19 protein-coding genes and 1 tRNA gene are annotated in these 23,387 nt (G+C 63.1%); 7 read left to right on the forward strand and 13 right to left on the reverse strand.

The genetic code is table 11. The annotated features are described in order from the left end of the window. The 6 genes from ACNAOU_RS03755 to ACNAOU_RS03780 form a co-directional block, all read right to left on the reverse strand. Nucleotides 1-981, reverse strand: a complete 981-nt coding sequence (locus tag ACNAOU_RS03755; protein WP_275777972.1) for an ROK family protein — start codon at nt 979-981, stop codon at nt 1-3. Nucleotides 982-987: 6 nt separating this feature from the next. Next, nucleotides 988-1,905 (reverse strand): dihydrodipicolinate synthase family protein, encoded by a 918-nt coding sequence (locus ACNAOU_RS03760; protein WP_018777954.1) that lies wholly within the window; start codon nt 1,903-1,905, stop codon nt 988-990. Nucleotides 1,906-1,942: 37 nt separating this feature from the next. Further along, nucleotides 1,943-2,749 carry an ABC transporter ATP-binding protein gene (locus ACNAOU_RS03765; RefSeq protein WP_275777975.1) on the reverse strand — a complete coding sequence of 269 codons (807 nt, stop codon included), beginning with the start codon at nt 2,747-2,749 and terminating at the stop codon, nt 1,943-1,945. Next, nucleotides 2,746-4,866, reverse strand: a complete 2,121-nt coding sequence (locus tag ACNAOU_RS03770) for a dipeptide/oligopeptide/nickel ABC transporter permease/ATP-binding protein (RefSeq protein ID WP_275777977.1) — start codon at nt 4,864-4,866, stop codon at nt 2,746-2,748. Before ACNAOU_RS03770 ends, ACNAOU_RS03765 begins: the two co-directional genes overlap by 4 nt. Before the next feature lie 3 nt (nt 4,867-4,869). Then, nucleotides 4,870-5,775 carry an ABC transporter permease gene (locus ACNAOU_RS03775; protein ID WP_018777951.1) on the reverse strand — a complete coding sequence of 302 codons (906 nt, stop codon included), beginning with the start codon at nt 5,773-5,775 and terminating at the stop codon, nt 4,870-4,872. Nucleotides 5,776-5,926: 151 nt separating this feature from the next. Then, complete coding sequence (locus ACNAOU_RS03780; RefSeq protein WP_374757515.1) at nt 5,927-7,549, reverse strand: ABC transporter substrate-binding protein; 1,623 nt, start codon at nt 7,547-7,549, stop codon at nt 5,927-5,929. Between the two features lie 332 nt (nt 7,550-7,881). Between ACNAOU_RS03780 and ACNAOU_RS03785 the strand changes: the two genes are divergently transcribed. After that, on the forward strand, nt 7,882-8,610 hold the full coding sequence (locus tag ACNAOU_RS03785; RefSeq protein ID WP_422758051.1) for a FadR/GntR family transcriptional regulator: 729 nt from the start codon (nt 7,882-7,884) through the stop codon (nt 8,608-8,610). Nucleotides 8,611-8,697: 87 nt separating this feature from the next. Here ACNAOU_RS03785 and ACNAOU_RS03790 read toward each other — a convergent pair whose 3' ends face one another. After that, nucleotides 8,698-9,321 (reverse strand): TetR/AcrR family transcriptional regulator, encoded by a 624-nt coding sequence (locus ACNAOU_RS03790; protein ID WP_422758052.1) that lies wholly within the window; start codon nt 9,319-9,321, stop codon nt 8,698-8,700. 151 nt (nt 9,322-9,472) lie between these two features. Here ACNAOU_RS03790 and ACNAOU_RS03795 point away from each other — a divergent pair, with 151 nt between their 5' ends. From ACNAOU_RS03795 to ACNAOU_RS03805, 3 genes are read left to right on the forward strand one after another with little or no spacing between them, the layout of a single operon-like run. Beyond that, entirely contained in the window at nt 9,473-10,708 is a 1,236-nt protein-coding gene (locus ACNAOU_RS03795) for an MFS transporter (protein WP_422758053.1), read from the forward strand. Continuing rightward, complete coding sequence (locus ACNAOU_RS03800; RefSeq protein WP_018777946.1) at nt 10,701-11,486, forward strand: cyclase family protein; 786 nt, start codon at nt 10,701-10,703, stop codon at nt 11,484-11,486. Before ACNAOU_RS03795 ends, ACNAOU_RS03800 begins: the two co-directional genes overlap by 8 nt. Then, complete coding sequence (locus ACNAOU_RS03805; RefSeq protein ID WP_422758055.1) at nt 11,483-12,439, forward strand: fumarylacetoacetate hydrolase family protein; 957 nt, start codon at nt 11,483-11,485, stop codon at nt 12,437-12,439. The genes ACNAOU_RS03800 and ACNAOU_RS03805 overlap by 4 nt, the downstream gene beginning before the upstream one ends. A gap of 136 nt (nt 12,440-12,575) precedes the next feature. Here ACNAOU_RS03805 and ACNAOU_RS03810 read toward each other — a convergent pair. After that, nucleotides 12,576-12,649 (reverse strand) — tRNA-Arg (locus tag ACNAOU_RS03810). A gap of 284 nt (nt 12,650-12,933) precedes the next feature. On the opposite strand from ACNAOU_RS03810, the gene ACNAOU_RS03815 reads away from it, so the two are divergent. Continuing rightward, complete coding sequence (locus ACNAOU_RS03815) at nt 12,934-14,760, forward strand: phosphoenolpyruvate carboxykinase (GTP) (protein ID WP_422758056.1); 1,827 nt, start codon at nt 12,934-12,936, stop codon at nt 14,758-14,760. A 129-nt stretch (nt 14,761-14,889) separates the two neighbouring features. On the opposite strand, the gene ACNAOU_RS03820 is transcribed toward ACNAOU_RS03815, so the two are convergent. The 5 genes from ACNAOU_RS03820 to ACNAOU_RS03840 form a co-directional block, all read right to left on the reverse strand. After that, nucleotides 14,890-16,047 (reverse strand): globin domain-containing protein, encoded by a 1,158-nt coding sequence (locus tag ACNAOU_RS03820; protein WP_110505035.1) that lies wholly within the window; start codon nt 16,045-16,047, stop codon nt 14,890-14,892. 159 nt (nt 16,048-16,206) lie between these two features. After that, nucleotides 16,207-16,674, reverse strand: a complete 468-nt coding sequence (locus tag ACNAOU_RS03825; RefSeq protein ID WP_018777942.1) for an RrF2 family transcriptional regulator — start codon at nt 16,672-16,674, stop codon at nt 16,207-16,209. A gap of 22 nt (nt 16,675-16,696) precedes the next feature. Beyond that, on the reverse strand, nt 16,697-17,161 hold the full coding sequence (locus tag ACNAOU_RS03830) for a hypothetical protein (RefSeq protein ID WP_422758057.1): 465 nt from the start codon (nt 17,159-17,161) through the stop codon (nt 16,697-16,699). Then, nucleotides 17,158-18,072: a hypothetical protein gene (locus tag ACNAOU_RS03835; protein ID WP_422758058.1), complete on the reverse strand. Its 915-nt coding sequence runs from the start codon at nt 18,070-18,072 to the stop codon at nt 17,158-17,160. The genes ACNAOU_RS03830 and ACNAOU_RS03835 overlap by 4 nt, the downstream gene beginning before the upstream one ends. Nucleotides 18,073-18,082: 10 nt before the next feature. Further along, on the reverse strand, nt 18,083-19,501 hold the full coding sequence (locus ACNAOU_RS03840; RefSeq protein WP_422758059.1) for a phosphomannomutase/phosphoglucomutase: 1,419 nt from the start codon (nt 19,499-19,501) through the stop codon (nt 18,083-18,085). A gap of 140 nt (nt 19,502-19,641) precedes the next feature. Between ACNAOU_RS03840 and ACNAOU_RS03845 the strand changes: the two genes are divergently transcribed. Beyond that, a complete protein-coding gene (locus ACNAOU_RS03845) occupies nt 19,642-21,807 on the forward strand; it encodes a RecQ family ATP-dependent DNA helicase (protein WP_422758060.1) in 2,166 nt (721 codons plus the stop codon). Nucleotides 21,808-21,919: 112 nt separating this feature from the next. Next, nucleotides 21,920-23,359 (forward strand): MFS transporter, encoded by a 1,440-nt coding sequence (locus ACNAOU_RS03850; RefSeq protein ID WP_189076120.1) that lies wholly within the window; start codon nt 21,920-21,922, stop codon nt 23,357-23,359. Nucleotides 23,360-23,387 lie beyond the last annotated feature (28 nt).

A 23,387-nucleotide genomic window follows, 5' to 3' on the forward strand; every position in this document is an offset into this window, starting at 1 on the left:
TTACTGAAGGACGAGTTTCGCAGCACCAACAATGGCAGCGCTGTTGCCGAGGGTTGCCCGGACTACCGGCACGGAAAGCAGCGGCGAGAGCAGTTCCCGGCGCAAGGCGATCTCCATGGGCGTCCACCAGAGGTCGCCCGCGTCGGCAACGCCGCCGGAGACCACGACGGTTTCAGGGTCCAGGATATTGATGAGGCCACCGACGGCTTGCCCGGCGGCGGCAGCGCCGAGTTCAACGGCTTGGGCCGCGGCGAGAGTGCTCGCGGTGGCTGCGTCGGCGTTGCTGTCAGGTTCGGCCAGCGCGAACACGCCACGGGTGTCAGCGGCATCCAGGGCAGAACCCCCCAAGCGGAGGTAGGACTCGTGGATGGCAGGTCCGGAAGCGATCGCCTCCACGTGCCCGGCAGAGCCACAGACGCAGGCCAGGGGAACGCCGTCGAACGTGGCGTAAGGCGAAGCGAAGTGCCCAACATGCCCGCCGACAAACCGGTGGCCAAGAACAGGGGTGCCGTCCAGGACAAAACTGCCTCCGACGCCGGTCCCGAAGGCCACCATGAGGGAACTCGACGATCCCTCGGCGGCACCCAGCCAGGCTTCGCCGAGGGCATGGGCGTGGACGTCGTTGACGGCACGCACGCGCAGGCCGAGGCGCGCCGACAGGCCGGCGGCAAGCGCCGTCCCGGCCCAGCCGAGGATGGCATCCGTTGCCGACACCACGGTCCCGGAAGCGGCGTCGATAACCCCTGCGGAGCCCACACCGACGCCGGACACGGTATGTCCGGCGTCGGCAGCGCGCTCCACCAAGCCCGCGATCAGCGCAGAGGTGGCGTCGAGGATCGCTTCACCACCTGCCCGGTTCAATGTCGGAATGGTCTCCGACATCAGCACAACACCAGTGGAGTCAACAACCCCGGCAGCGGTTTTGGTGCCGCCGAGGTCAACGCCGATCACGTGGGTCGCTTGGGCTAGGGGAGCGGTCATGAATGCTTAGACCAGCCCGTTCCGTTCAAGGATTTCGCGGATCGCAGCAGTCTCGGATTCATTCAGGGACAGCATGGGCGAGCTCATGGTGTTGGACTCGATCACGCCCATCACCTGCAGCGCGGTCTTGAAGGCACCCAGGCCGGCGGCACCGCCGGAAACGCGTCCATTGGGGGTGTAGACGATCTCGAAGACGTCGGCCAAGCGGTCCTGCTCGCGGGCCGCACCTGCCCAGTCGCCTGCTTGCGCGGCGTCGAACAGGCGGCGGTAGCCTGCCGGGTCAACGTTGCCCAGGCCCGGAACAACGCCCTGCGCGCCGCCCAGGAGGGCGCCGTCCACCACAACTTCGTGACCGGTGAAGATGTCGAAGTCGGGGATGTCCTTGGCTGCGAGGAGCAGCTGGCGGAAGGAAACGTCGTCGCCCGAGGAATCCTTGACACCGGCAATGACGCCGTCACGGCCGAGGCGGACCAGGAGGTCGGTGGGCAGCTTGAAATGCGTGCGGACCGGGACGTCGTAAGCGAAAATCGGCTTGTCGATGGCGGCGTGGATGCTGCGGAAGTGCGTTTCGGTTTCCGCTGCGTTGCCGATTGCGTAGTACATGGAGGTGACTACGATCGCGTCAGCGCCCAGGTCAACCACCTTGCGCGCTTCTTCGATCACGCGGTTGGTGGTCTGCTCGTTGGCGCCCACGATCAGCGGAACCGCGCCGGCGTTGGCGTCGGCGATGGTGGAGACCACCAGCTCACGCTCGTCGTTGCTGAGGTACGGGACTTCGCCGGAGGAGCCCAGGACGAAGAGGCCGGACACACCGCCGTCGATCAGGTGCTTGGTGACGTTCTTCAGCGACGCGGTGTCGATGCTGCCGTCAGCGTGGCGGGGGGTGATGACCGGGGGGATGACGCCCTGGAACTGAGTGGACACAGAATTCTCCGTTGTTTGTAACTTGTGAAGGGAAAAACTAGATGTGAAGCAAGCTCGGCGCGGCGCCCAGCAGCTTCTTGGTGTAGTCGTTGCTCGGGTTGTCGAAGACCTGCGCGGCTGTGCCCTGTTCGACGATCTTGCCGAAGTACATGACGCAGATGCGGTCCGAGACGTACCGGACGGTTTGGATGTCGTGCGAAATGAACACCATGCCGAGGTTCAGTTGGGTCTTCAGGTCGGACAACAGGTTCAGGACCTGCGCACGGACTGAAACGTCCAAGGCCGACGTCGGCTCATCCGCCACGATGATGTCCGGGTCCAGGGCCAGTGCGCGGGCGATCGCCACACGCTGGCGCTGGCCGCCGGAAACCTGCGACGGCGTCACTTCGGCTGCCGATTGCGGCAAGCCAACCAGCGCCAACAGTTCCTTGACCTTGGCGTCGCGTGATGACGCGTTACCGATGCCGTGAATCTGCAAAGGATCCGTGAGGATGTCCTGGATGGTCATGCGCGGGTTAAGTGCCGTTGCCGGGTCCTGGAAGACCACGGAGACGGAGCGGCCGAACTGCTTGCGCATGGCGGCGTTCCGTTTGATGGCAGGCTTTCCGTGGAACATGACCTGGCCCGACGTCGGCGGCTGCAGTCCCACGAGCACTGACGCGAGCGTGGACTTACCGCAGCCGGACTCACCGACGATGCCCACGGTTTCGCCGCGGCTGATGGTGAAGTCCACGCCGTCCACGGCTTTGACGATGTTCGGCCGGAACAGGCCACCGGTCCGTGCGTGGTGGTAGACCTTGACGTCCTTGAGTTCGATGACCGGCTTGCCGGTTGACTCGCTCATTTCGCGTCCTCCTTCAAGTGGCTGGCCCAGTAGTGGTCGGCATCGTCACCGTTTGCGGAGTCAACCGAAGGAACCGTGGTGAGGACCAGCTTCTGGTGGGGGTCGGCGTCGGGTCGCAGTGAGCGGGCCGCGAAGCGGTCGCCCGTTGCGAAGTCCCGGGGCGACGGGACGGTGCCGGGAATCTGGTGGAGACGAACGGCGTCGGCTTCGATGGAAAGGACGGCGCCCAGCAGACCCCGGGTGTACTCGTGCTTGGGGTTCTGCAGGAGTTCGGAGGCTCGTGCGGATTCCACCACCTGGCCGGCGTACATGACGGTGATGCGATGCGCCAAGGAAGCCACCAGCGCGAGGTCGTGGCTGACGAATACCATCGCGAAGCCGAGCTGTTCGCGCAGTTCGTTGAGGAGATCCACAACCTGCTTCTGGACGGTGACATCCAAGGCTGTCGTGGGCTCGTCGGCAACCACGATCTTCGGCGAACGGGACAGGGCCATGGCGATCAGCACACGCTGACGCTGGCCGCCGGAGAGCTCATGCGGGTAGCTGGCGAGGGTCCGGACAGGGTCCAGTTTCACCATTTCAAGGAGCTCGGTGGGCGTCTTCCGTCCGCCGCGTTTGGTGAGCTGCTCCAGCTGGTCCTTGATCTTCATGGACGGGTTCAGGGAGCTCAAGGCGTCCTGGTAGACCATGGCAATCTGCTCACCGCGGAGGCCCTCGTACGCCTTGGAATTGCTGTGTTGCGTCTTGGCATCCAGGAGTTCCTTACCGTCGAACATGATGGAACCGGTGACCTGGGCTGTTTTGGGAAGAAGGCCCATGACGGCCAGCGAGGTGATGGACTTGCCGCAACCGGATTCGCCCACTAGGCCCATCGTTTCGCCTTCGCGGACGGTGAAGGACACGTTGTCCACGATCGCGATGTCGCCGAAGCGGCCCGGGAAGCGGATGGACAGGTTCTTCACCTCAAGGACGTTGCGTGCGCCGGCCGCAACCTGGGGGAGGCGGTCGGTGCGCTTGGCTTCGATGGCTGAGAGCAGTTCCAGCTCACGGTCCAGCAGGAGGTGTGGATTCGCGGCAGCGAGTCGGACGTCGGTGAGCACGGCTGAAGTGGCCACATCAGAAGCGGATCCGTCACCGGAAGCCGCAAGGACGCCGTCGAGCTCATGTTCCTCAACCACCGAAGGCTGGGCAACTGAGGTTGCCACCTCAGTGTCAACGGCCACAACTGCGGCGGATCCGTCGTCGTCCTTTACTACGGGCGCACGGCGGAGTTTCGGGTTCACCATCGCATCCGTGAGGCCCTCGGCGAGGATGTTCAGGGACAGAACTGTCAGGAGGATGGTCAGGCCGGCGAAGGTGGTGGCCCACCAGCCGCCGGACAGCACCAGATTGCGTCCGTAGGAGATCACGTTGCCCCAGGACGGGGCGGGATCCTGCACACCGGCGCCGAGGAAGGACAGGGAAGCTTCCAGGATGATGGCGTCTGCCACCATGACCGTAGCGAACACCAGCACCGGAGCGGCGGTGTTGCGGACGATGTGCTTGACCAGGATGTAGAAGCGTCCGGCACCGATCACCCGTTCGGCTCGGACGTAGTCTTCGCCGTACTGTGCCAGCACGTTGGCGCGGACCACGCGGGCCAACTGCGGGGTGTAGATGATGGCGATCGCGATGATGATGGTCGGGACCGAGTTGCCGAATGCTGCCAGCAGCACGGCGGCCAGGGCGATGCCTGGGAACGCCATGAGGATGTCCATGAGCCGCATGATGATTTCATTCACGGACTTGCTGGAGGTCGCCGCGAAGGAGCCCAGGAGAGCGCCGGCGAGGATGGCCAGAGCCACTGCACCGAGGCCGATCATCAGCGACGATTGTGCGCCGAACAGGAGCCGGGAGAAGATGTCGCGGCCTAGGCGGTCGGTACCGAAGAGGTGCTCGGCGCCGGGCGGGGTGGCTGGAATGAAGGTTTCCAGCGGATCGTGCGGGGCAATGACCGGCGCGAAGACCGCGGCCAGGACAATCACGATGAGGAAGAGCAGGGCGATGCGGGAGCCCCAGGGCAGGGCCTTGAAACGAATGCCCGGGGCACTTAGCCGTTCTGCGAGCTTGCTGCGCATGAGCTATACCGTCCTGATTCGGGGGTTGATGAGCAGGTAAAGAAGGTCCACCACGATGTTCACCAGAACGAAGGTGACGGAGATGGTGAGCACCACGCCCTGGACCAGGTTGACGTCCAGGTTGGTGATGCCGTTGAGGATCAGCTGGCCCATGCCGGGCAGGGCGAAGATCATTTCAATCACGACGGCGCCGCCCAGCAGGTAGCCGACGCGCAGTCCCAGCACGGTCACCGGGGTGACGAGTGCGTTGCGGAGGACGTTCTTGGAGACGACCTCACGGTAGGGGACACCATTGCCGATGGCGGTTCGGACGTAGTCGCGGTCCAGTTCTTCCACCATCGAGGTGCGGACCACGCGGATCAGCGAGGCGGACACGGGAATGCCGAGCGCGAGGGCCGGGAGGGCCATCGAGTTGAGCCAACCGCCGAAGCCGGATTCCGGCGTCGCAATTCCGCCCGAGGGGAACATCGGGTTCTCGCCGAGCGCGAACCACTGGATGAGCAGGATGCCCAACCAGAACGACGGCGTGGCGATCGCGGCGATGGAGAAGACGCGGACCAACTGGTCCTGCCACTTGTCGCGGTAGAGCGCGCCGAGGATGCCGAACGCCAGCGAGAGCACGATGGCGATGAGGACGCCCAGGAAAGTGAGCTGGAGCGTCAGGGGGAAAGCCGAGCCGATCATGGAAGCCACGGACTTGGCCGGCGGGGTGGTGGTGCCAAGGTCGAACTGCAGGAGCTTGCCGAGGAATCGGAAGTACTGCAGGACCAGGGGATCGTTGAGGCCATTGTCCTGGCGGTACTGCTGCTTCGCTTCTTCGCTGGCGCCGTCACCGAGGGCGGAGCTTGCCTGGTCTCCGGGAGCGGCCTGCAGGACGAGGAAGACGAGCAACGTGATGCCCAGGATCATCAATGGCAATGCTGCAAGCCTGCGGCCAAGCAGACGCAATATCGTGACCAATTTGTTCTCCGGTTGGTTGGTGGTGCTGGTTGCGGGGCCTGCTCTGCGGGCTCTGTGGGGGTTTCAGGCCGCAGAGCAGGCCCCGCAACGCGAGGGGTGCTTAGGCCGTGCGTCCGACGTCGATGAAGGACAGGCCGGTGGTGGGCAGAGGCTGGAAGCCGTTGAGCTTCTTCTCGTCCCAGGCGCTGGGGAGCTGGCGGTGGAAGACCGGGTAGAGGGGAACTTCGTCCGAGACCATGTCCACGATTTCGCCCACGATCTTCTTGGCTGCATCACCGGAGGCCTGGGAGCCCTTGTCCATGAGGTCCTGGAGTTTGGTGCGCTCCGGGGTGGTCCAGAAGGCGCGCTTGTCCATCCAGGTTGCGCCGGAGTAGAACCAGCTCAGGAGGAGGTCCGCGTCGTTGCCGAAGACTGAGGGGTCGCCGGGTGCTGCGACCACGGAGTAGTCGCCCTTGCCCACGCGGTCGCTGTACAAAGCACCGGACTGGAGGCTCTTGACCGTCACCTTGACACCGGGGATCTTGTTCCAGGATTCGAGGATCAGCGGGGCCACATCCTTGACCCAGGCGGTGTCCGTGGTGAGCAGCTCGAATTCCAGGTTGGTGACGCCGGCCTGCTTCAGGAGGTCCGCGGCCTTGGAGGTATCAAAGCCATAGACGTTCTTGGCCTTGACGTAATCCGGGTGGCCTTCCTGGAAGTAGGACGTGGCTGCCTTGGCGTTGCCGAACAGTGCCTTCTTGATGATGGCTTCCTTGTCCAGGCCGTAGTGCAGGGCCTGGCGGACCAGCTTGTTGTCGAACGGTGCTTTGGCGCAGTTGAACATGAGGAACAGCAGACCGAAGGACTGGACGGATTCGACCTTCACCTTGGACTTCAAACCGTCGACATCCAGGTACGGAACGTCCTCGATTGCCTGGACGCGGCCGGACTGGACGGCGGTGACGCGTGCTGCTGCGTCGGAAAGGAGAAGCCAGGTCATGCCCTTTGCCAGGGCGGGCTTGGGGCCGTTGTAGTCGGCAAATGCCTCGAAGACGATCTTGTCGTCCTTGACGGCGGAGACCAGCTTGTAGGGGCCCGAGCCCACCGGCTTGGCGTCGAAGGCCTTCAGGTCGGTGGCGAGGGCCTTGGGGACGATCTTCACTACGGAGATGCGTGGACCGAAGCCCGGGAAAGCGTACTTGAGCGTGAATTCAACCGTCTTCTCATCCAGCGGCTTCACGGCCTGGATGAAGGGGATGAACTGGGAGAAGAGGGACTTGTTCGCCGGGTCCATGACGCGGGTGAAGGAGAAGGCAACGTCTTCGGTGGTGACGGGGGAGCCGTCGTGGAACTTCGCGCCGTCGCGGATGGTCACCTGGTAGGTGGTGTCGTTGACCTTCTTCGGGTCCGCTGCCGCCAGGGCGTTGTACGGCTGGCGGGTAGCCGGGTGCAGCTCGATGAGTCCTTCGAAGATGTGCAGGTTGGCTGCCATCGGGGTCGCACCCGAGGAGCTCAGGGGGTCGAAGCCTGTGGAGAGTGCATAGGAAATGCCTGCCTCGATGATGAGGTCCTTGTTCACTGCAGCTGTGTTCGTTGCGTTGCCGGTCGTGGTGCTGGCAGCGCCGCCGCACGCAGAAAGGGTTGCCGTGAAGGCGGCTGCTGCACCAACTGCGCCGCTCAGCTTCAGGAAGTTCCGGCGGCTGGCATCGTTGACCAGCGGCAGGCTTTGGATCGTCTTGCTCATAGGGTGCCTCACCATTCGAGTTTCGTGGGTTATCGGATGTGGGACGTCCGATGCTCGTATGGAAACTGTAAGGGCGGTCACAGCGGAACGTCAAGTGAGATTAAGCGGCCGGGGCGCAGTCCGCGCGCCTTGCGGTTATCCGGCTACGGCCGGTTCGTGGCGGAAATCTCAGGGATATCCGGGGAAATCGCACTCCACGTCTATCAGGGAGGTGGGACATCCGATATTGTATGTTGCGAGCTACTCATTCTGTGGTGAGCGCTAAGCTCGCCTCAATATTAACACCGCACCACTTCAAACCCTTGGGGCCGGTGCACGGCAAGGAGAAAGCCATGACAACTTCCGGTGTGGTTCCGCAGGCGCGGTTCAGCGCGCAGGCCCGGCTGCGCGCCTTGCAGTCGGACATTATGGAATTGATCCTTGAGCGCGAGCTTGAGGCCGGCGATCCCTTGCCCACGGAAAGCGAACTGTCGGTAGCCCTCGGCGTTGGGCGCAACACCCTCCGTGAGTCACTGAAGGTGCTCCAGGCGTTGGGCGTCATCGAAATCCGCCACGGGTTCGGGATGTTCGTCGCGCCGAGCAACTTCGACGCGCTCGCCGACGGGCTGACCTTCCGTGGCAGGCTCTCGCTGCGTCACCAGGGACTCGAAGCGCTGCAGTTGGTGGACGTACGCCAGGCCCTTGAGTCGGGACTGATTGGATCCTCGATGGACGTGATGACCAAAGAGCAGTTGGCGTCCATCGAAGAATCGGTCAAGCAGATGGAGGAATTGGCAGGAGCCGGCGAGAACTTCGTTGCCGCCGACGCAGAGTTCCACCGACGCCTTTTCGAACCCCTCAACAACGAGCTCCTCATCAACCTCATGGGCGTCTTTTGGAAGGTCTACCGCAAGATCCACGTGGAGATCGGCCCGGGCAACGAGGACCTCGTCAAAACAGCAGCGATGCACCGCGACATCTACGCCGCCGTTGCCGCGGGGGACAAGGTCGCGGTCGCTGAGCTGCTCAACCGGCATTTCGATGGCATTCGCCGCCGCATCAGCGAGGCCGTCGGCGAGTAACGCACTCCACCCAAGGGCCGCCGTCGTACTTTCACCGGAAGTACGACGGCGGCCCTTGCCGTTAACGGCGCGGCTCAGCTTCGCGGGTCAGTGGCCGCGCCAGCCGGCGATGAGGACTGTCCGGAGGTAGTCGTAGCGGAAGTCGTTGATGTTCGGCAGCTCCGACAGGGAGGCGATGCGGCGGGGGAGTGCGGTGCCGGTCAGTGCGCCCACGCCGAACATGTAGGCCCACTCGTGGAACCCGGGTGGTTTGTCCGGAAGGGCTTTGCGCATCACCTGGATGAAGTCCCTGGCCATGGGATCGAAGTATTCGGCAAGGATTCCGCGGTCGTGAGCTGACGGGTCCGAGGCCTCCCGAAGGACCAGGCGGGCGAACAGCTTTCCGTCCACGGTTTCCTGCGCTTTCAGGGTCGGCATCAGGAAAGCGTCCACAATGCGTTCGACGGCGTCGGCCGCCGAAGGATCCACCGCGAGGACCTGCCGGCGGCGTTCCTCATTGAGGTACTGGTACCGGGCGAAGACGGCCCTGTAGAGCTCCTGCTTGGTGGCGAAATGGTAGATCACCAGGGGTGCCGTTGTGCCGGTTTCCTCCGCAACTGCCCGCATGGTGGTGCTTTCAAAGCCGCGGTTGGCGAACATTTCCACCGCGACATCCAAGATCTGCTCCCGGCGGCGGGTTCCGGCGGTATTTCCCTGTACTTCCGTGGACATGAGTCCCACCTTATCGGCCTCCTTGCTGGTCGGAGCTGTGAGCGTTGACACAAATTGAATGGGTGTATAAATTCTATTCCAGCAGAAACTGAACGGGTGTAAAAGTTCTCTTTCTGTTCCGGGCAACGATGCCCCCATCGAAAGGGATCCCATGAAACGTGGAACCAAGTGGTTCATCCTTGTTGGGTCGTTCATCATTTATCTGTTTGATGCACTGGAAATCGCAGTGCTGTCGTTCGCGCTGCCGGCCATCAGTGCCGAACTGAAGCTGACCCCGGTTGCCGGCGGCCTCCTGGCTACCGCCACGCTGCTTGGCATGGGTTGTTCCAGCGTCGTGACCGGGTGGGTGGCCGACAACCGCGGCCGCCGCATCGCGCTCATCGGCTCCATGGCGGTGTTCGTTGCCCTGACGTCGGCGCTCTTCGTGGTGCCGAACTATGGCGTGTTCGTCGCCCTCCGCTTCCTGGCCGGCATAGGTCTTGGCGGAGTCTGGTCAGTGCTGTCCACGTACATTGTGGAGACCTGGCCCGCCGAACAAAGGGGGCGGGCCGTGGCGTTCGTGCTGGCCGCCTACCCCTTGGGCGGGGCGGCCGCGGCGCTGATTGCAGGCGCTTTCATGCCCGATTGGCGGCTCCTTTTCCTGGTTACCGGTTTGTCGGCACTGCTGCCCTTGCTCATGGTTGTGTTCTTCTTCCCCGAATCCAGGGCCTGGCTGGAAGAACGCGCACGGCAACAGAAGGGCAACGTCACCGTCAAAGAACTCTTCACCGGTACTTATCGCCGCCGCACAGTCATCGCCACCGTGGTGGCAGTCTGCGCATTCGTAGGTTTCTACGGAGCCTCAACGTGGATGCCCAGCTACCTCTCCACCGAGCGGGGCCTCGATCCCCGGCAGGTCAGCCTCTTCATGACCATCCTCAACCTGGGCATGTTTGCCGGCTACATAGTGTTCGGCTGGATCGCCGACCGGATTGGCAGGCGCAACGCCATCCTGCTCTCCCTGGCCGGCACCGGACTGTTGATGCCGCTGTACGGCCTGGTCACCAACCAGTCGGTCCTCTTGTGGATGGGACCGCTGTACGCCTTCTTCATGACCTTTGCCGGACTTTTTGGTTCGTACCTCGGGGAGCTGTACCCCACCAGGATTCGTACCACCGGCGCCGGTTTCTGCTTCAACATCGGACGCGGAGTGGCGGCGTTCGCACCCCTGGCGATGGGTGGGATTGCAGCCTCCTGGGGATTCTCGACCGGGCTGATCCTGTCCGGAGCAGTGTTCCTGGCCGGTGCTGCCCTCATGCTGCTCCTTCCCCATACCCACCGCGGCGCCTCCACGGACAACTCCGCAACCGACTTCCATTTTGAGAAGGAATCCATCAAGAATGCCTGACCTGATAGACCTTTCCGTCAGCCTCCGAGCCGGTATCGCCTCTGATCCACCCGGAATGACGCCGCATATTGACTACTACACCCACAAGGAAACGGCCAAGGACCTGGTGTCCTACTTTCCTGGGATGGGCGAAGAGGACCTTCCAGGGGAAGAAGGCTGGGCCATTGAGCGCATCAGTGCCACGACCCATACCGGTACACACCTGGATGCTCCCTATCATTACGCTTCCACCATGGACGGGGGAGCGCGCGCCATCACCATTGACGAGGTTCCCTTGGAGTGGTGCTTCGGCCGCGGGGTGAAACTGGACTTCCGTGGATTCGAAGACGGCTACGTTGCCACGGCCGCCGACGTCGAGGCCGAGCTTCACCGGATCGGGCACGAGCTGGTCCCGGGAGACATCGTGGTGGTCAACACCTCTGCCGGCACCCGGTACGGCTTTGACGATTACCTTTCCAAGGGTTGCGGGATGGGACGCGAAGCCACACTCTTCCTTACCAGCCGGGGCGTCCGCGTCACCGGCACCGATGCCTGGAGTTGGGACGCCCCCTTCATCCACACCGCCAAGCGGTATGCGGAATCCGGCGATAACACGTTGATCTGGGAAGGCCACAAAGCCGGGATGGAGATCGGTTACTGCCACATCGAGAAACTGCACAATCTGGAAGCGCTCCCGGCCACCGGGTTCAACATTTCGTGCTTCCCGGTGAAGATCCACGGAGCCTCCGCAGGCTGGACCCGTGCTGTAGCCATTCTTGATTCCGGGGTGGCCGCGTGAAATTCTTCAGACTCATCATTGACGGCGTACCGCGTCTTGGCCAAGCCGACGACGACTTGGTGTCAGGACGCCTGTACCCGGCAGGGCTCGATGCCTTCGACGTGCTGGACCGCCCCTGGACAGCAACGGAGGGTGAGCCCCTGGATTTCGCGGCGGTGGAACTGCTGCCTCCCGTCGTGGCTCCGACCATCCGGGACTTCATCACCTTCGAGCAGCACACCGTCGGAGCCCTGCGTTCAGTAGCCGCAGGGAAGGGCATTCCCTCCGCCTGGTATGACGCGCCGTCGTTCTATTTCACCAACCCGCACGCGGTGACCGGACACAACGCCACGGTCGCGATGGCTCCAGGTACCGGGCAATTCGACTTTGAGCTGGAGGTTGCGGCGGTCATTGGTGCGGACGGCTACAACCTCTCGGTGGAGGAAGCCGCGGAGCACATCGCCGGGTACATGATCCTGAACGACTGGTCCGCAAGGGATGTTCAGCGCGGCGAGATGACCGTGGGGCTGGGGCCGGCCAAGGGCAAGGACACCGCCACGTCCTTGGGCCCGGTCTTCGTGACCAAGGATGAACTCGCCGACGTTACTTCTGACGGCTTCTTGAATCTCTCCATGAGCGTTTCTGTCAATGGACGGGTTCTTGCCACGGATTCGCTGGCCAACATGGCGTGGACCTTCGCGGAGCTTGTGGCCTACGCCAGCAGGGGAACCTGGGTCCGTCGCGGTGACATCCTGGGATCCGGGACCAGCGGGGGCGGCTGCCTGGCTGAATTTTGGGGATGGTACGGGGCCATGACCCCGCCGCCGCTGGAACGAGGCGATGCTGTGAGCCTGACGGTGGAGCGTCTGGGTACTTTGACCAACCTTGTGGGCCGCGCGGCCCCTGTCCATGAGGTCCCCAAGGCCCGGCGGCGCGTGTACGCACCGCCGTTGCCGTTTATTCCGGACGCTTGAGCGGACGCCAAGGGCCGCCGTCGAATCTTCTGAAGAAGCCCGACGGCGGCCCTTGCGGTTTTCGGGACGGCTCGCCTGCCGCTGTTCTGGACATAAAAAAGACCCGCACCGGCGAACCGGTGCGGGTCTTGATTTGTGCGCCCAAAGGGATTCGAACCCCTGACCTTCTGTTCCGTAGACAGACGCTCTATCCAGCTGAGCTATGGGCGCATTTCGCGTGATTCTCGACGGTCTGTTTCTCTGACCCCCTCGAACCTCAATAAACTTTACAGAAGTTCATGTGAAGTTCCAAATCGAAAAGCTGCAATCTGCGCAACTAGACCGGTCTACGTGACCTTAGTCACTTAAATCGCCGGATCCTCAATCCGAATCGTTGATTTTTAGGGGTTTTTACTTTTCGAGTAGGTGGATGTCCGATGTCTGACAGGGGAATGGTCTGCTCCGCGGCCCCTATCGTTTAGGACACACCACTGAACCCGAGGAAGGGAACCGCAATGGGCGATCTGGCGCGACTGCCGCTGCTTGAGAAGGCACCTACTACGCATGCACGCCTGCTGGCTTGGGTTGAGGAAGTTGCCGAGCTGACACAGCCGGACCGCATCCACTGGGTTGATGGCAGCGAAGCAGAAAACAAGAAGCTCACCGACGAACTCGTCGAGGCCGGCACGCTGAAGCGGCTCAACCCGGAAACGTTCCCGAATTCCTTCGCGGCGTTCTCCGACCCCGCTGACGTTGCCCGCGTGGAAGAGCAGACCTTCATCTGCTCCGAAAACGAACGCGACGCAGGCTTCACCAACAACTGGATGGCTCCGGCCGAGATGAAGCAGAAGCTGCGCGGCCTGTTCGCCGGCTCCATGCGTGGCCGCACCATGTACGTCATCCCGTTCGTCATGGGCCACCTTGACGCAGAGGACCCCAAATTCGGCGTCGAGATCACTGACTCCGCCTACGTCGTAGCGTCCATGCGCATCATGGCCCGCATCGGCACCGACGTCCTGGACCGCATTACCCAGACCGACGCATTCTTCGTTCCCGCCCTCCACTCGCTGGGCGCACCTCTGGAAGCCGGCCAGGCCGACGTCGCCTGGCCCTGCAACCCGGACAAGTGGATCGTCCACTTCCCCGAAGAGCGCTCCATCTGGTCCTTCGGCTCCGGCTACGGCGGAAACGCCCTCCTCGGCAAGAAGTGCTACGCACTGCGCATCGCATCGGTCATGGCCCGCGATGAAGGCTGGCTCGCCGAGCACATGCTCATCCTGAAGCTGACCTCCCCCGAGCAGAAGACCTACTACGTCTCCGCTGCGTTCCCCTCCGCTTGCGGCAAAACCAACCTCGCCCTGCTGGATCCCACCATCAAGGGCTGGAAGGTCGAGACCCTCGGAGACGACATCACCTGGATGCGCTTCGGCAAGGAAGGCGAACTCCGCGCCGTCAACCCCGAGGCCGGCCTGTTCGGCGTCGCACCCGGCACCGGTTGGGGCACCAACCCCAACGCCATGCGCGCCATCGCCAAGGGCAACAGCATCTTCACCAACGTTGCCCTGACAGATGACGGAGGCGTCTGGTGGGAAGGTATGACCGAGGAAACTCCGGCGCACCTGACCGACTGGCGTGGCGAGTCCTGGACTCCGGACTCCGATACCCCGGCAGCGCACCCCAACTCCCGCTTCTGCACGCCGATCGACCAGATCGACATGCTGGCCGAAGAATACTTCAGCCCGGAAGGCGTGGAGCTGTCCGCGATCCTGTTCGGCGGCCGCCGCAAGACCACTATCCCCCTGGTGACCGAAGCCCGCAGCTGGTCCAACGGCATTTTCATGGGCTCCACGCTGTCCTCGGAAACCACTGCTGCTGCCGCCGGTGCCGTCGGCGTTGTGCGCCGCGATCCCATGGCCATGCTCCCGTTCATCGGCTACGACGCCGGCGATTACCTGAACCACTGGGTCAACCTGTCGGCCAAGGCAAACCCGGAGCGGCTGCCCAAGATCTTCCTGGTCAACTGGTTCCGTCGCACGGCCGAAGGCGGCTTCGCGTGGCCCGGCTTCGGGGACAACGCCCGTGTCCTCAAGTGGGCCATCGAGCGCCTCGAAGGCAAGGCCAACGCTGTGGAGACTCCGATCGGTTTCGTTCCGACCGGCGAATCCATCGATCTTGAGGGCCTGGACATGACCCCGGCCGAGGTTGAGGCCGCGGTTCGCGTCGATGCAGACGAGTGGGCAACCGAGCTGGCGTCCATCGAGGAATGGTTCGCTAACTTCGGCGAATCCCTCCCGGCGGCACTCCAGTCCGAGCTGGACGGCCTCAAGACCCGTCTGGGCTAGACCTCTTAGGAACAACGGCGTTCTTAAGTGAACGACGACGGCCCGTCACCTTTCGTTGGAAAGGTGGCGGGCCGCCGTCGTGCTTGGTGCTGGAGTCCCTGGGCTGCAAGTTTCCCTGGCGGTCCGCCGTTAGTTTGCGAGCCAGACGTCCGGTCCAAAGACTTCGTAGTGGATCCGGGTGGCCGGAATCCCGGCGTCGATTGCTTCGTCGCGGATGGACTTCATGAAAGGGAGCGGGCCGCAGAGGTAAAGTGACGCGTCAGCCGGCAGGTCCATTTCGCGAAGGGACATAAATCCCTCCTTGGCTCCGGCGTGCGGCGTCTCCAGCCAGAGCTCGAGTTTGGCGTCGATCCTGGATGCGTCCTGGGTCATCTGGCCGCTGAGTGCCCAGTTGTCCATGGCCTTTTCGGCGTGGAGCACGATGACCTCGCGATCCGTGCCGGATTCGGCGAGTGAACGCAGGATGGATGCGGTGGGAGTGCAGCCGATGCCTGCCGAGGCGAGAATCACCGGTCCCTCACCGTCCTTGAGGGTGATCTCACCATAGGGATTCGAGATTTCCAGGATGTCACCGGGTTCGACGTCGGCATGCAGGACGGTGGACACCTCACCGCCGTCGTTGAGCTTGGTGGTGAAAATCCGGCTGGTGCCGGCATCGCCGGACAGCGAATACTGACGGACCTGTCGGAGGCCGTCGGCGAGCGTCACTTTGACGCTGACGTACTGGCCCGGTTTGGCTTCGGTGACCGGGGTTTCATCCGCGGGTTCCAAGGTGAAAGTAATGGAATCCTTGCCCGCGGGTTCCTTTGCGACCACGCGCCACGGCATCCACATCCGGTCGTTTGCCTGGCTAGCGTAGAGGTCCTTCTCGAGCTTTATCAGGGCATCGGCCATGAGCCAGTAGACCTCGGTCCAGGCCTCGGCAATTTCCGGGGTAATGACGTCGGCCAGATCCGCCGCGATTGCTGCGAACAGGTGCTTGTAGACCACGTCGTACTGTTCCTCGGTGATGCCCAGGGAAGCGTGTTTGTGAGCGATGCGGGAGAGGACCTTCTCGGGCAGGGAGTCCGGGTTAGTGAGCAGGTGCGAGGCGAAAGCGGCGATGCTCCCGGCAAGTGCCTTCTGTTGTTCGCCTGAACGCTGGTTGGAGCGGCTGAACAGGCCGTCCAACAGTCCGGGGTGCGCGGTGAAGAGGCGGTTGTAGAAATCCGCGGTGATTTCGCCTATCCGGGATCCGACCAATGGCAGGGTGGCTTCAATAACGGGACGGGATTTTTCCGAGAGCATGGTTCTCCTGGCGGTTGAGGCCGGGCCTTCTGTCCGGCCGGATAAATACACGCATTTGGAATGCATGTATTTACTCCAAGTTCTACACCTCGTAGAAATCATGTGCAAATTATGAAGCGGGAGGCTCCGTGAAGGCCTTTTGCGCGAGGCTGTGGGCCGCTACTGCGCTGCAGGCATCCGGATCTCAGGCCGAAGACCGATTGACTGGAACACCGGGTTCATCTGCCGGGCGTGGGGAAGGGATGAGATGACCACCGCATCGAGCTCACGGTAGAACGCCTCCCTGGCGCGCGTCATGGCGTGACGGAGTCCGCACTCGGTGATGAGGGGGCAGTTCTTGGTGGGGGACTGGCACTCTGCCGGGTCCTGCCGGCTGTCCAAATGGCGCAGCACCTCGCCCACAGTGGCTTTCCGCCCGGCTTCGTTCAACCGGGACCCACCCAGCCGGCCCCGTTCGACGTCGATCAGCCCCAGTGAACGCAAACGGACCATGGCCTTGCTGACGTGGTTGTACGGAGTTCCAACAGCATCTGCCACTGCCTGGGTGGTCAGCAGTGCACCCTCGGGAGCTGCGGCCAACACCATGATGGCCCGAAGGCTCACATCTGCGAAGGCGTTGATTTTCATGGAATCAGTCTAGATCGTAGGTCTAGTCCACCCAGATGGATGGCTCGTGGGTGTCCGGTTCCATGGCAGCGAAGGTAAATCCCTCAGCTCCCGGGACATACGGGATGATGGCGGCCAGAACAGCACCATCACGGTGCTCCGCCGCGCCGTGAATGCCGTCTGAACCATGTTCGGGCAAACTGACATCGCTGACGATGGCAACCGCACGGCATTCATCCCGGCCTTGGCGCAAGAGTTCGTGAAGATCGGTCAGCATCTGACCGGCATGTACCTGGCCATCCTCGTCAGGTTCCCCGGGAGTCACCATGACGATCCGGAGTTCGCCATCACTCCCGAGCGTGATGCCGAAGGGGAAGAAGCCGCCATTCTGCTGGAGATGCTCCTGGGCGGTCCCGAGGCCAGTGCCCAGGGTCTCCCGGAGCTCGCGGTCCTGGGCTGATTCTTCTGATTCTTCCGGCAGGGTGCTGTCGTTTGGTTGTTCGCTCATACTGACCACACATGGGCCTGTGCGGGAACCACCGCTGACTCGCCGAAGGCGACCGTGCCGGATTCGCCGTCCAGCTCATAAGGCTTGACGATGTGCATTGACAACCCTTCGGAATGCTCGATGTGCAGTCTGACGGCGTCCAAAACACCGCCCTCCTCGAGCTTGATGCTGACGTCAGCCACGATGCAGGTTCCGCGCAGTGTGTCTTTCTCCAGCCGAAAGCCTTCGGTCATTAACTGGATTGCTTCGGAGGAATCCAGTTCGTCATCCTCGTTGGGCTCCAAGTAGGCCATGCGGTGCGCTACCTCGCCGGAGAGATCGGTGCTTGCGCCGTATGGGGCCAGGACGCCGTTCCTGGACAGCTGATCCTCGGCGAACGGAACTGCGACACCCACAAGCTTGAAAACATCCTGGATGGCCTGCTCCGAAAGTCCTTGGTGCCACCATTCCTCCGCGGGTGAGGCCGTTTCGCCATTCCACAGGTGGGCAGCCTGGGCCTCGACCCGGGGTTCGCTGAATGTGGGGTGCTTCAGGAATTTCTTGCGGGTGAAGTCCACCCGGATGAGCTGGGCAATGCCACTGCGGTGTTCGGCCCATAGGTGGAGCGTGTCCTCGTTCTTGCCCGACTCCGGATCCAATACGGCGACCATCGCGAGGAGGTTTTCGGCATAGCCCGAAAAGAGATCGACCGTCAGCTTCACGGATACCTCCGGGTCCGAGGGCATGGTCCCCCGGATTTCCTGGGGGACCTCGCCGCGGTGGACAGCGCCCTCAGCGTCGAGCATGAAGACGAACGGGGCGAAGCTCTTGTTGAGGACCAATTGAGCGTCGGCCAGTTTCAAGGCCTCGGCCACGACAGCGGCCAATTCGGATTCGGGAGAGGTCCGTTCCTCGGGCGAAAGCTGCATCATGCCAGCAGGCCTAGCCCCGGACCAAGGCAAGAACGCGGTCGCGGATCTTCTCCATGGTGGGCTGGTCCTTGGCCTCGGCGTTCAACCGCAGGAAGGGCTCGGTGTTGGACGGGCGGAGGTTGAACCACCAGCTGCCGTCCTTCGCGGTGAAGGTGCTGCCGTCCATGTGGTCGATCTCGATGTTTTCGCTTTCGAAGTCCACCCGGACACGCTCTACGGCGCCGGCTTTGTCTTCGATCTCGGAGTTGATTTCGCCCGACGAAACGTAGGGTTCGTATTGGCGGCCGAGATCGGACAGCGGGCCGTCCTGCTCGCCGAGGGCAGCGAGCACGTGCATGGCTGCGAGCATGCCGGTGTCTGCGTTCCAGAAGTCCCTGAAGTAGAAGTGCGCGGAGTGCTCCCCGCCGAACACCGCACCTTCCTTCGCCATGACGGCCTTGATGAAGGAGTGCCCCACACGGGTCCGGACGGCACGGCCGCCGTCCTTTGCCACGAGTTCGGGAACGGCCTTTGAGGTCAGGAGATTGTGGATGATGACTGGAGTTTCTTCCCCGGCCTTCCGTGCCCGGGCGATCTCGCGGCGGGCAACCATGCCGGTGATGGCCGACGGGGACACGGGCTCGCCCTTTTCGTCGATCACGAAGCAGCGGTCGGCGTCGCCGTCGAACGCCAGGCCGATGTCCGCGCCGTGCTTGACGACCGCCGCCTGGAGGTCGCGGAGGTTTTCCGGTTCCAGCGGGTTGGCGGGGTGGTTCGGGAAGGAACCGTCCAGTTCGAAGTAGAGCGGGATGATCTCGAAGGGCAGGGCCGGGAGCAACTTGTCTCCCAGGACGGCAGGGGTGGTGAGGCCGGCCATGCCGTTGCCGGCGTCGACCACGATCTTCAGCGGCCGGGAACCGGAAAGGTCCACCAGCTTGCGCAGGTACTCGGAGTAATCCTTCAAGACATCATGGACACCGATCTCGCCGCGCGTCGCTGCGGAAGGGATGGTGCCTGCGTTCAGATACTGCTCCGCGAGTGCCTGGATCTCTTTCAATCCGCTTTCGGAGGAAATGGGTTGGGCGCCGGCCTTGGCCATCTTGATGCCGTTGTATTCGGCGGGGTTGTGGCTGGCGGTGAACGTGGCGCCGGCTGCATTCAGGGCGCCGCATGCGTAGTAGAGCTCATCGGTGGAGATCAGGTCCAGGAGTTGTACATTGGCCCCACGCGTGGCCGCGCCGTTGGCGAAGGCCTGGCTGAACTCCGGTGACGAAGGACGCATGTCGCCACCGACCAGGACAGTTTCGCCCTCAAGGCCCAGGACGTCGATGAAGGCAGCGCCGACTGCCTCGACGATTTCAGACGTGATGGATTCACCCACGATCCCCCGGACGTCGTACGCCTTGAAGGATGCCGAGAGGTCGAATGTCTTGTTCTGCTCGCTAGTCACGGGCTCAATCCTACTGTGGCTACCCAGCACGGCATGAACCGGGGGCCTCCCCATGTGGATAGCAGTCATCCACTGGCTGTTTATCCACATAGCTGATCTGCTCCGGTCTTGCTGTCAGGGGCGACTGGAATACTGGGGTCATGGCCAACAACTCCCCAAACACTGCCGCTCCCGTGCAATCGACAACCCAGCAGGAGGCGCTGGCTTGCCTTCGCGAACTTGTAGGCCACCCTGAGGCGCAGTTCCACGATGGCCAGTTCGAAGCGATCGAGGCTTTGGTGGATGCCGGCCGAAGGGCACTCGTGGTCCAGCGCACCGGCTGGGGAAAGTCCGCCGTCTACTTCGTTTCATCCTTGCTCTTGCGCCGCAGGGGAGCCGGACCGACCCTGATCGTCTCACCCCTGCTGGCGCTCATGCGTGACCAGGTGGCCGCCGCTGCGCGTGCAGGTGTCCGTGCTGTGGCCATCAATTCCGCCAACGCCCTTGAATGGGACACAGTCCTGGCCCAGTTGGCGGCAGACGAGGTCGACGTTCTCCTCGTGTCTCCCGAGCGCCTGACCAATCCGTCCTTCCGGGAGAACCAGCTTCCGGAGCTTATCCGGAGGACAGGGCTTCTGGTGATCGACGAAGCCCACTGTATTTCCGACTGGGGACACGACTTCCGGCCCGATTACCGCCGCATCTCCGACCTCATCGCCCAGTTGCCGGAGACTGTTCCAGTCCTGGCAACCACTGCTACTGCCAACTCCAGGGTGGTCCATGACATTGAAGAGCAGCTTGGCGCAGGAGTGCTGACCATCCGCGGGGGCTTGGGGCGGGAGTCGCTGCGTCTTGGGGTCCTCAATCTCTCCGACTCCAAGGACCGGCTGGGCTGGCTGCTGACCCATCTTGCAGACATGCCGGGGAGCGGCATCATTTATACGCTCACCGTCTCTGCGGCCGAGGACACTGCGCGGTTGCTTGCCGGAGCCGGACACAACGTGCTCTCTTACACAGGCAGGACCGATCCCGCTGACCGGGAACGGGCAGAGCAACTGCTCAAGGACAATCAGGTGAAGGCGCTGGTGGCAACCTCTGCCCTGGGCATGGGCTTCGACAAACCGGACCTCGGCTTCGTGATCCACCTTGGGGCGCCATCATCACCGGTCGCCTACTACCAGCAAGTCGGCCGCGCGGGCCGTGGCGCCGCCAATGCCGATGTACTGCTCCTTCCTGGGTCGGAAGACCGCGAGATCTGGCAATACTTCGCTACAGCATCCATGCCGTCCGAGGAGAAGGCAGCAGCCGTGCTGGCTGTCCTCGGCGATGCCGGCACAGCCATGTCCACCGTCGCATTGGAAGCCCGCGTGGACCTTCGCCGGACGCCACTGGAATTGCTCTTGAAGGTTTTGGCGGTGGATGGCGCCGTCGAGCGCGTTGGCGGCGGTTGGCGGTCAACCGGCCGGCCATGGAATTACGACGCCGAACGCTATGCGCGCATTGCCGAGGCGCGGGTGGATGAGCAGGATTCCATGGTGGTCTACCAGGACACGGCCGGTTGCCGGATGGAGTACATCACCTCGGTGCTTGATGATGAAACTGCTGCCGCCTGTGGACGTTGTGACAATTGTGCGGGCCGATGGTTCCCCGTGGATGTGGCGGACTCGGCGGTGGAAGCGGCAGGCCAGACTCTTCGCCGGGCAGGAATCGCAATAGAGCCGCGCCTTCAATGGCCCAGCGGAATGGACCGGCTCGGTGTTGCCGTCAAGGGAAAGATCAATCCCGACGAAAGCGTTGCAGAGGGACGTGTCCTGGCCAGGCTGACAGACCTGGGCTGGGGCGGCGCCCTCCGTGAACTGTTTGCTGCCGGCGCGCCGGACCGGGCCGTAGATCAGGGGATGCTGCAGGCATGCGTGCAGGTCCTGAGGGAGTGGTCAGGCGCCGAGGGTGGAACGCCGTGGAGCGGCGTCGGACGCCCGGTGGCCGTCGTCAGCATCCCGTCGCGAAGCAAACCGCAACTCGTGGATTCCCTGGCCCAGGGGATAGCCGGAATAGGCAGAATGCCGTACCTGGGGCAGCTGCAGCCGGCTCACGGTGGTCCAACCGGCGCGCGTGGCGGCAATAGCGCCTACAGGCTCGCCGGCGTGTGGGACCGGCTGGTGGTCGGGCCTGAACTTGCCCAGGCTCTTGCCGATATCGGGAGCCAGCCTGTGTTGTTGGTGGACGATCTGGTCGACAGTCGCTGGACGATGACGGTATCGGCGCGGGCTTTGCGGCAGGCAGGCGTAGCAGCGGTCCTCCCACTTGCATTGGCGCAAGCGGGGTAGCGGAAGGTAGGAAAGCGTCATTTTGTGATCGCTCCCACACCTGGTCTATAGGATCGAGGAAACGCCCCCTGCTGCCTTCGTGGAGCACCAGCGACGAACTTGGACCGGAGCCATGACCACAAGACCCAGCGCAGGCATCGAAGAAGCCAGCGAGACCAGTTGGCGCCCCCGCTTGGCCTTGTTGGTGGCCGCGACGTTTTTCATGGAGTTCCTTGACGGGACTATCCTGACCACCGCTATTCCGAGCATTGCGTCCGACTTCCGAGTCGCACCGGCCGACATCAACATCACCATGACGGCCTACTTGGTGACGGTCGCGATGGGAATCCCACTGAGCAGTTGGCTCGCTGAACGGTTCGGCGCTCGCCGGATCTTCTGCCTGGCCATAGCCGTTTTCACCATTGCTTCCCTGCTCTGCGCCGTGAGCACCGACCTGACCATGCTCACACTCAGCCGGGTGGCCCAAGGGATGGGCGGGGCCATGATGGTTCCTGTCGGGACACTGGTGGTCCTGCGGGGTACGCCGAAATCCGAGCTCCTCCGGGCAACGGCCTATCTGGTCTGGCCCGGGCTCCTCGCACCGGTACTTGCGCCGATGGTCGGTGGCGCCCTCACAACGTTCCTTTCCTGGCATTGGATCTTCCTCATCAACATCCCGCTGGGCCTGGCAGCCTTCATCGCTGCACTTCGGCTGGTGCCTCGGACGCAATTCGATGGAAAGCGCCGCCTTGACTGGTTCGGGCTGATGCTGACCACCCTTGGCGTCGGGGCGTTGGTGGTGGGGCTGGAAACCTTGGGCGGCCACGCATCCAATGTCCTCGCTGTAGTGGTGGTAACCGCCGGAGTGCTGTCCTTGGCAGGGGCGGTCTGGTGGATGGGGAAAGCGAAAGTACCACTGTTCAACCTCAGCGTCTTCGGTACCAGGACTTTCCGGGCGACCTCAACCGGTGGCTTCATCTACCGGCTGACCATCAGTTCGGTCCCCTTCTTGTTGCCCCTGATGTTCCAGGCTGGATTCGGCTGGGACCCGCTGAAGGCCGGCGTCATGGTGGCGGCAGTCTTCGTCGGCAATATCGGGATCAAACCTGCCACCACGCCACTGATCAGGCGCTTCGGGTTCAAAGCCGTGCTTGTCTTCGCGTCGTTCGCTTCCGCCGTAACGTTCGCTTTGTGCGCGTTCCTTGACGCCCAAACACCGGAACCGCTGATTTTCGCTTTGCTGCTGTTCAGCGGCGCCTTCCGCTCCATCGGTTTTTCCGCCTACGCTTCGGTGCAATATGCGGACATCGTCCCGGGGCAGCTGCCCTCGGCCAACGCCATCTCGGCAACCCTCGTTCAGTTGGCAGCCGCGGCCGGGATCGCGGTGGGAGCTTTGTTCCTGCGCCTCTTCGAAGCCACGGGTCTTTTCGGGACGGACCAGGTGGGGGCATACAAGGGTGCTTTCATCGCCATGGCCGTCCTGATGCTCATCAGCACGGTGGACAGCCTGACCCTCCACCGTCACGCAGGAGCCGAGGTCAGCGGTACCTCAGCCGGGGCAAAGCGCGCCTGAACCCTGCCGGCGGGCGTCCCGGCTTGGT

The organism is Paenarthrobacter sp. C1 (assembly GCF_049315185.1).
Taxonomy (GTDB): domain Bacteria; phylum Actinomycetota; class Actinomycetes; order Actinomycetales; family Micrococcaceae; genus Arthrobacter; species Arthrobacter nicotinovorans.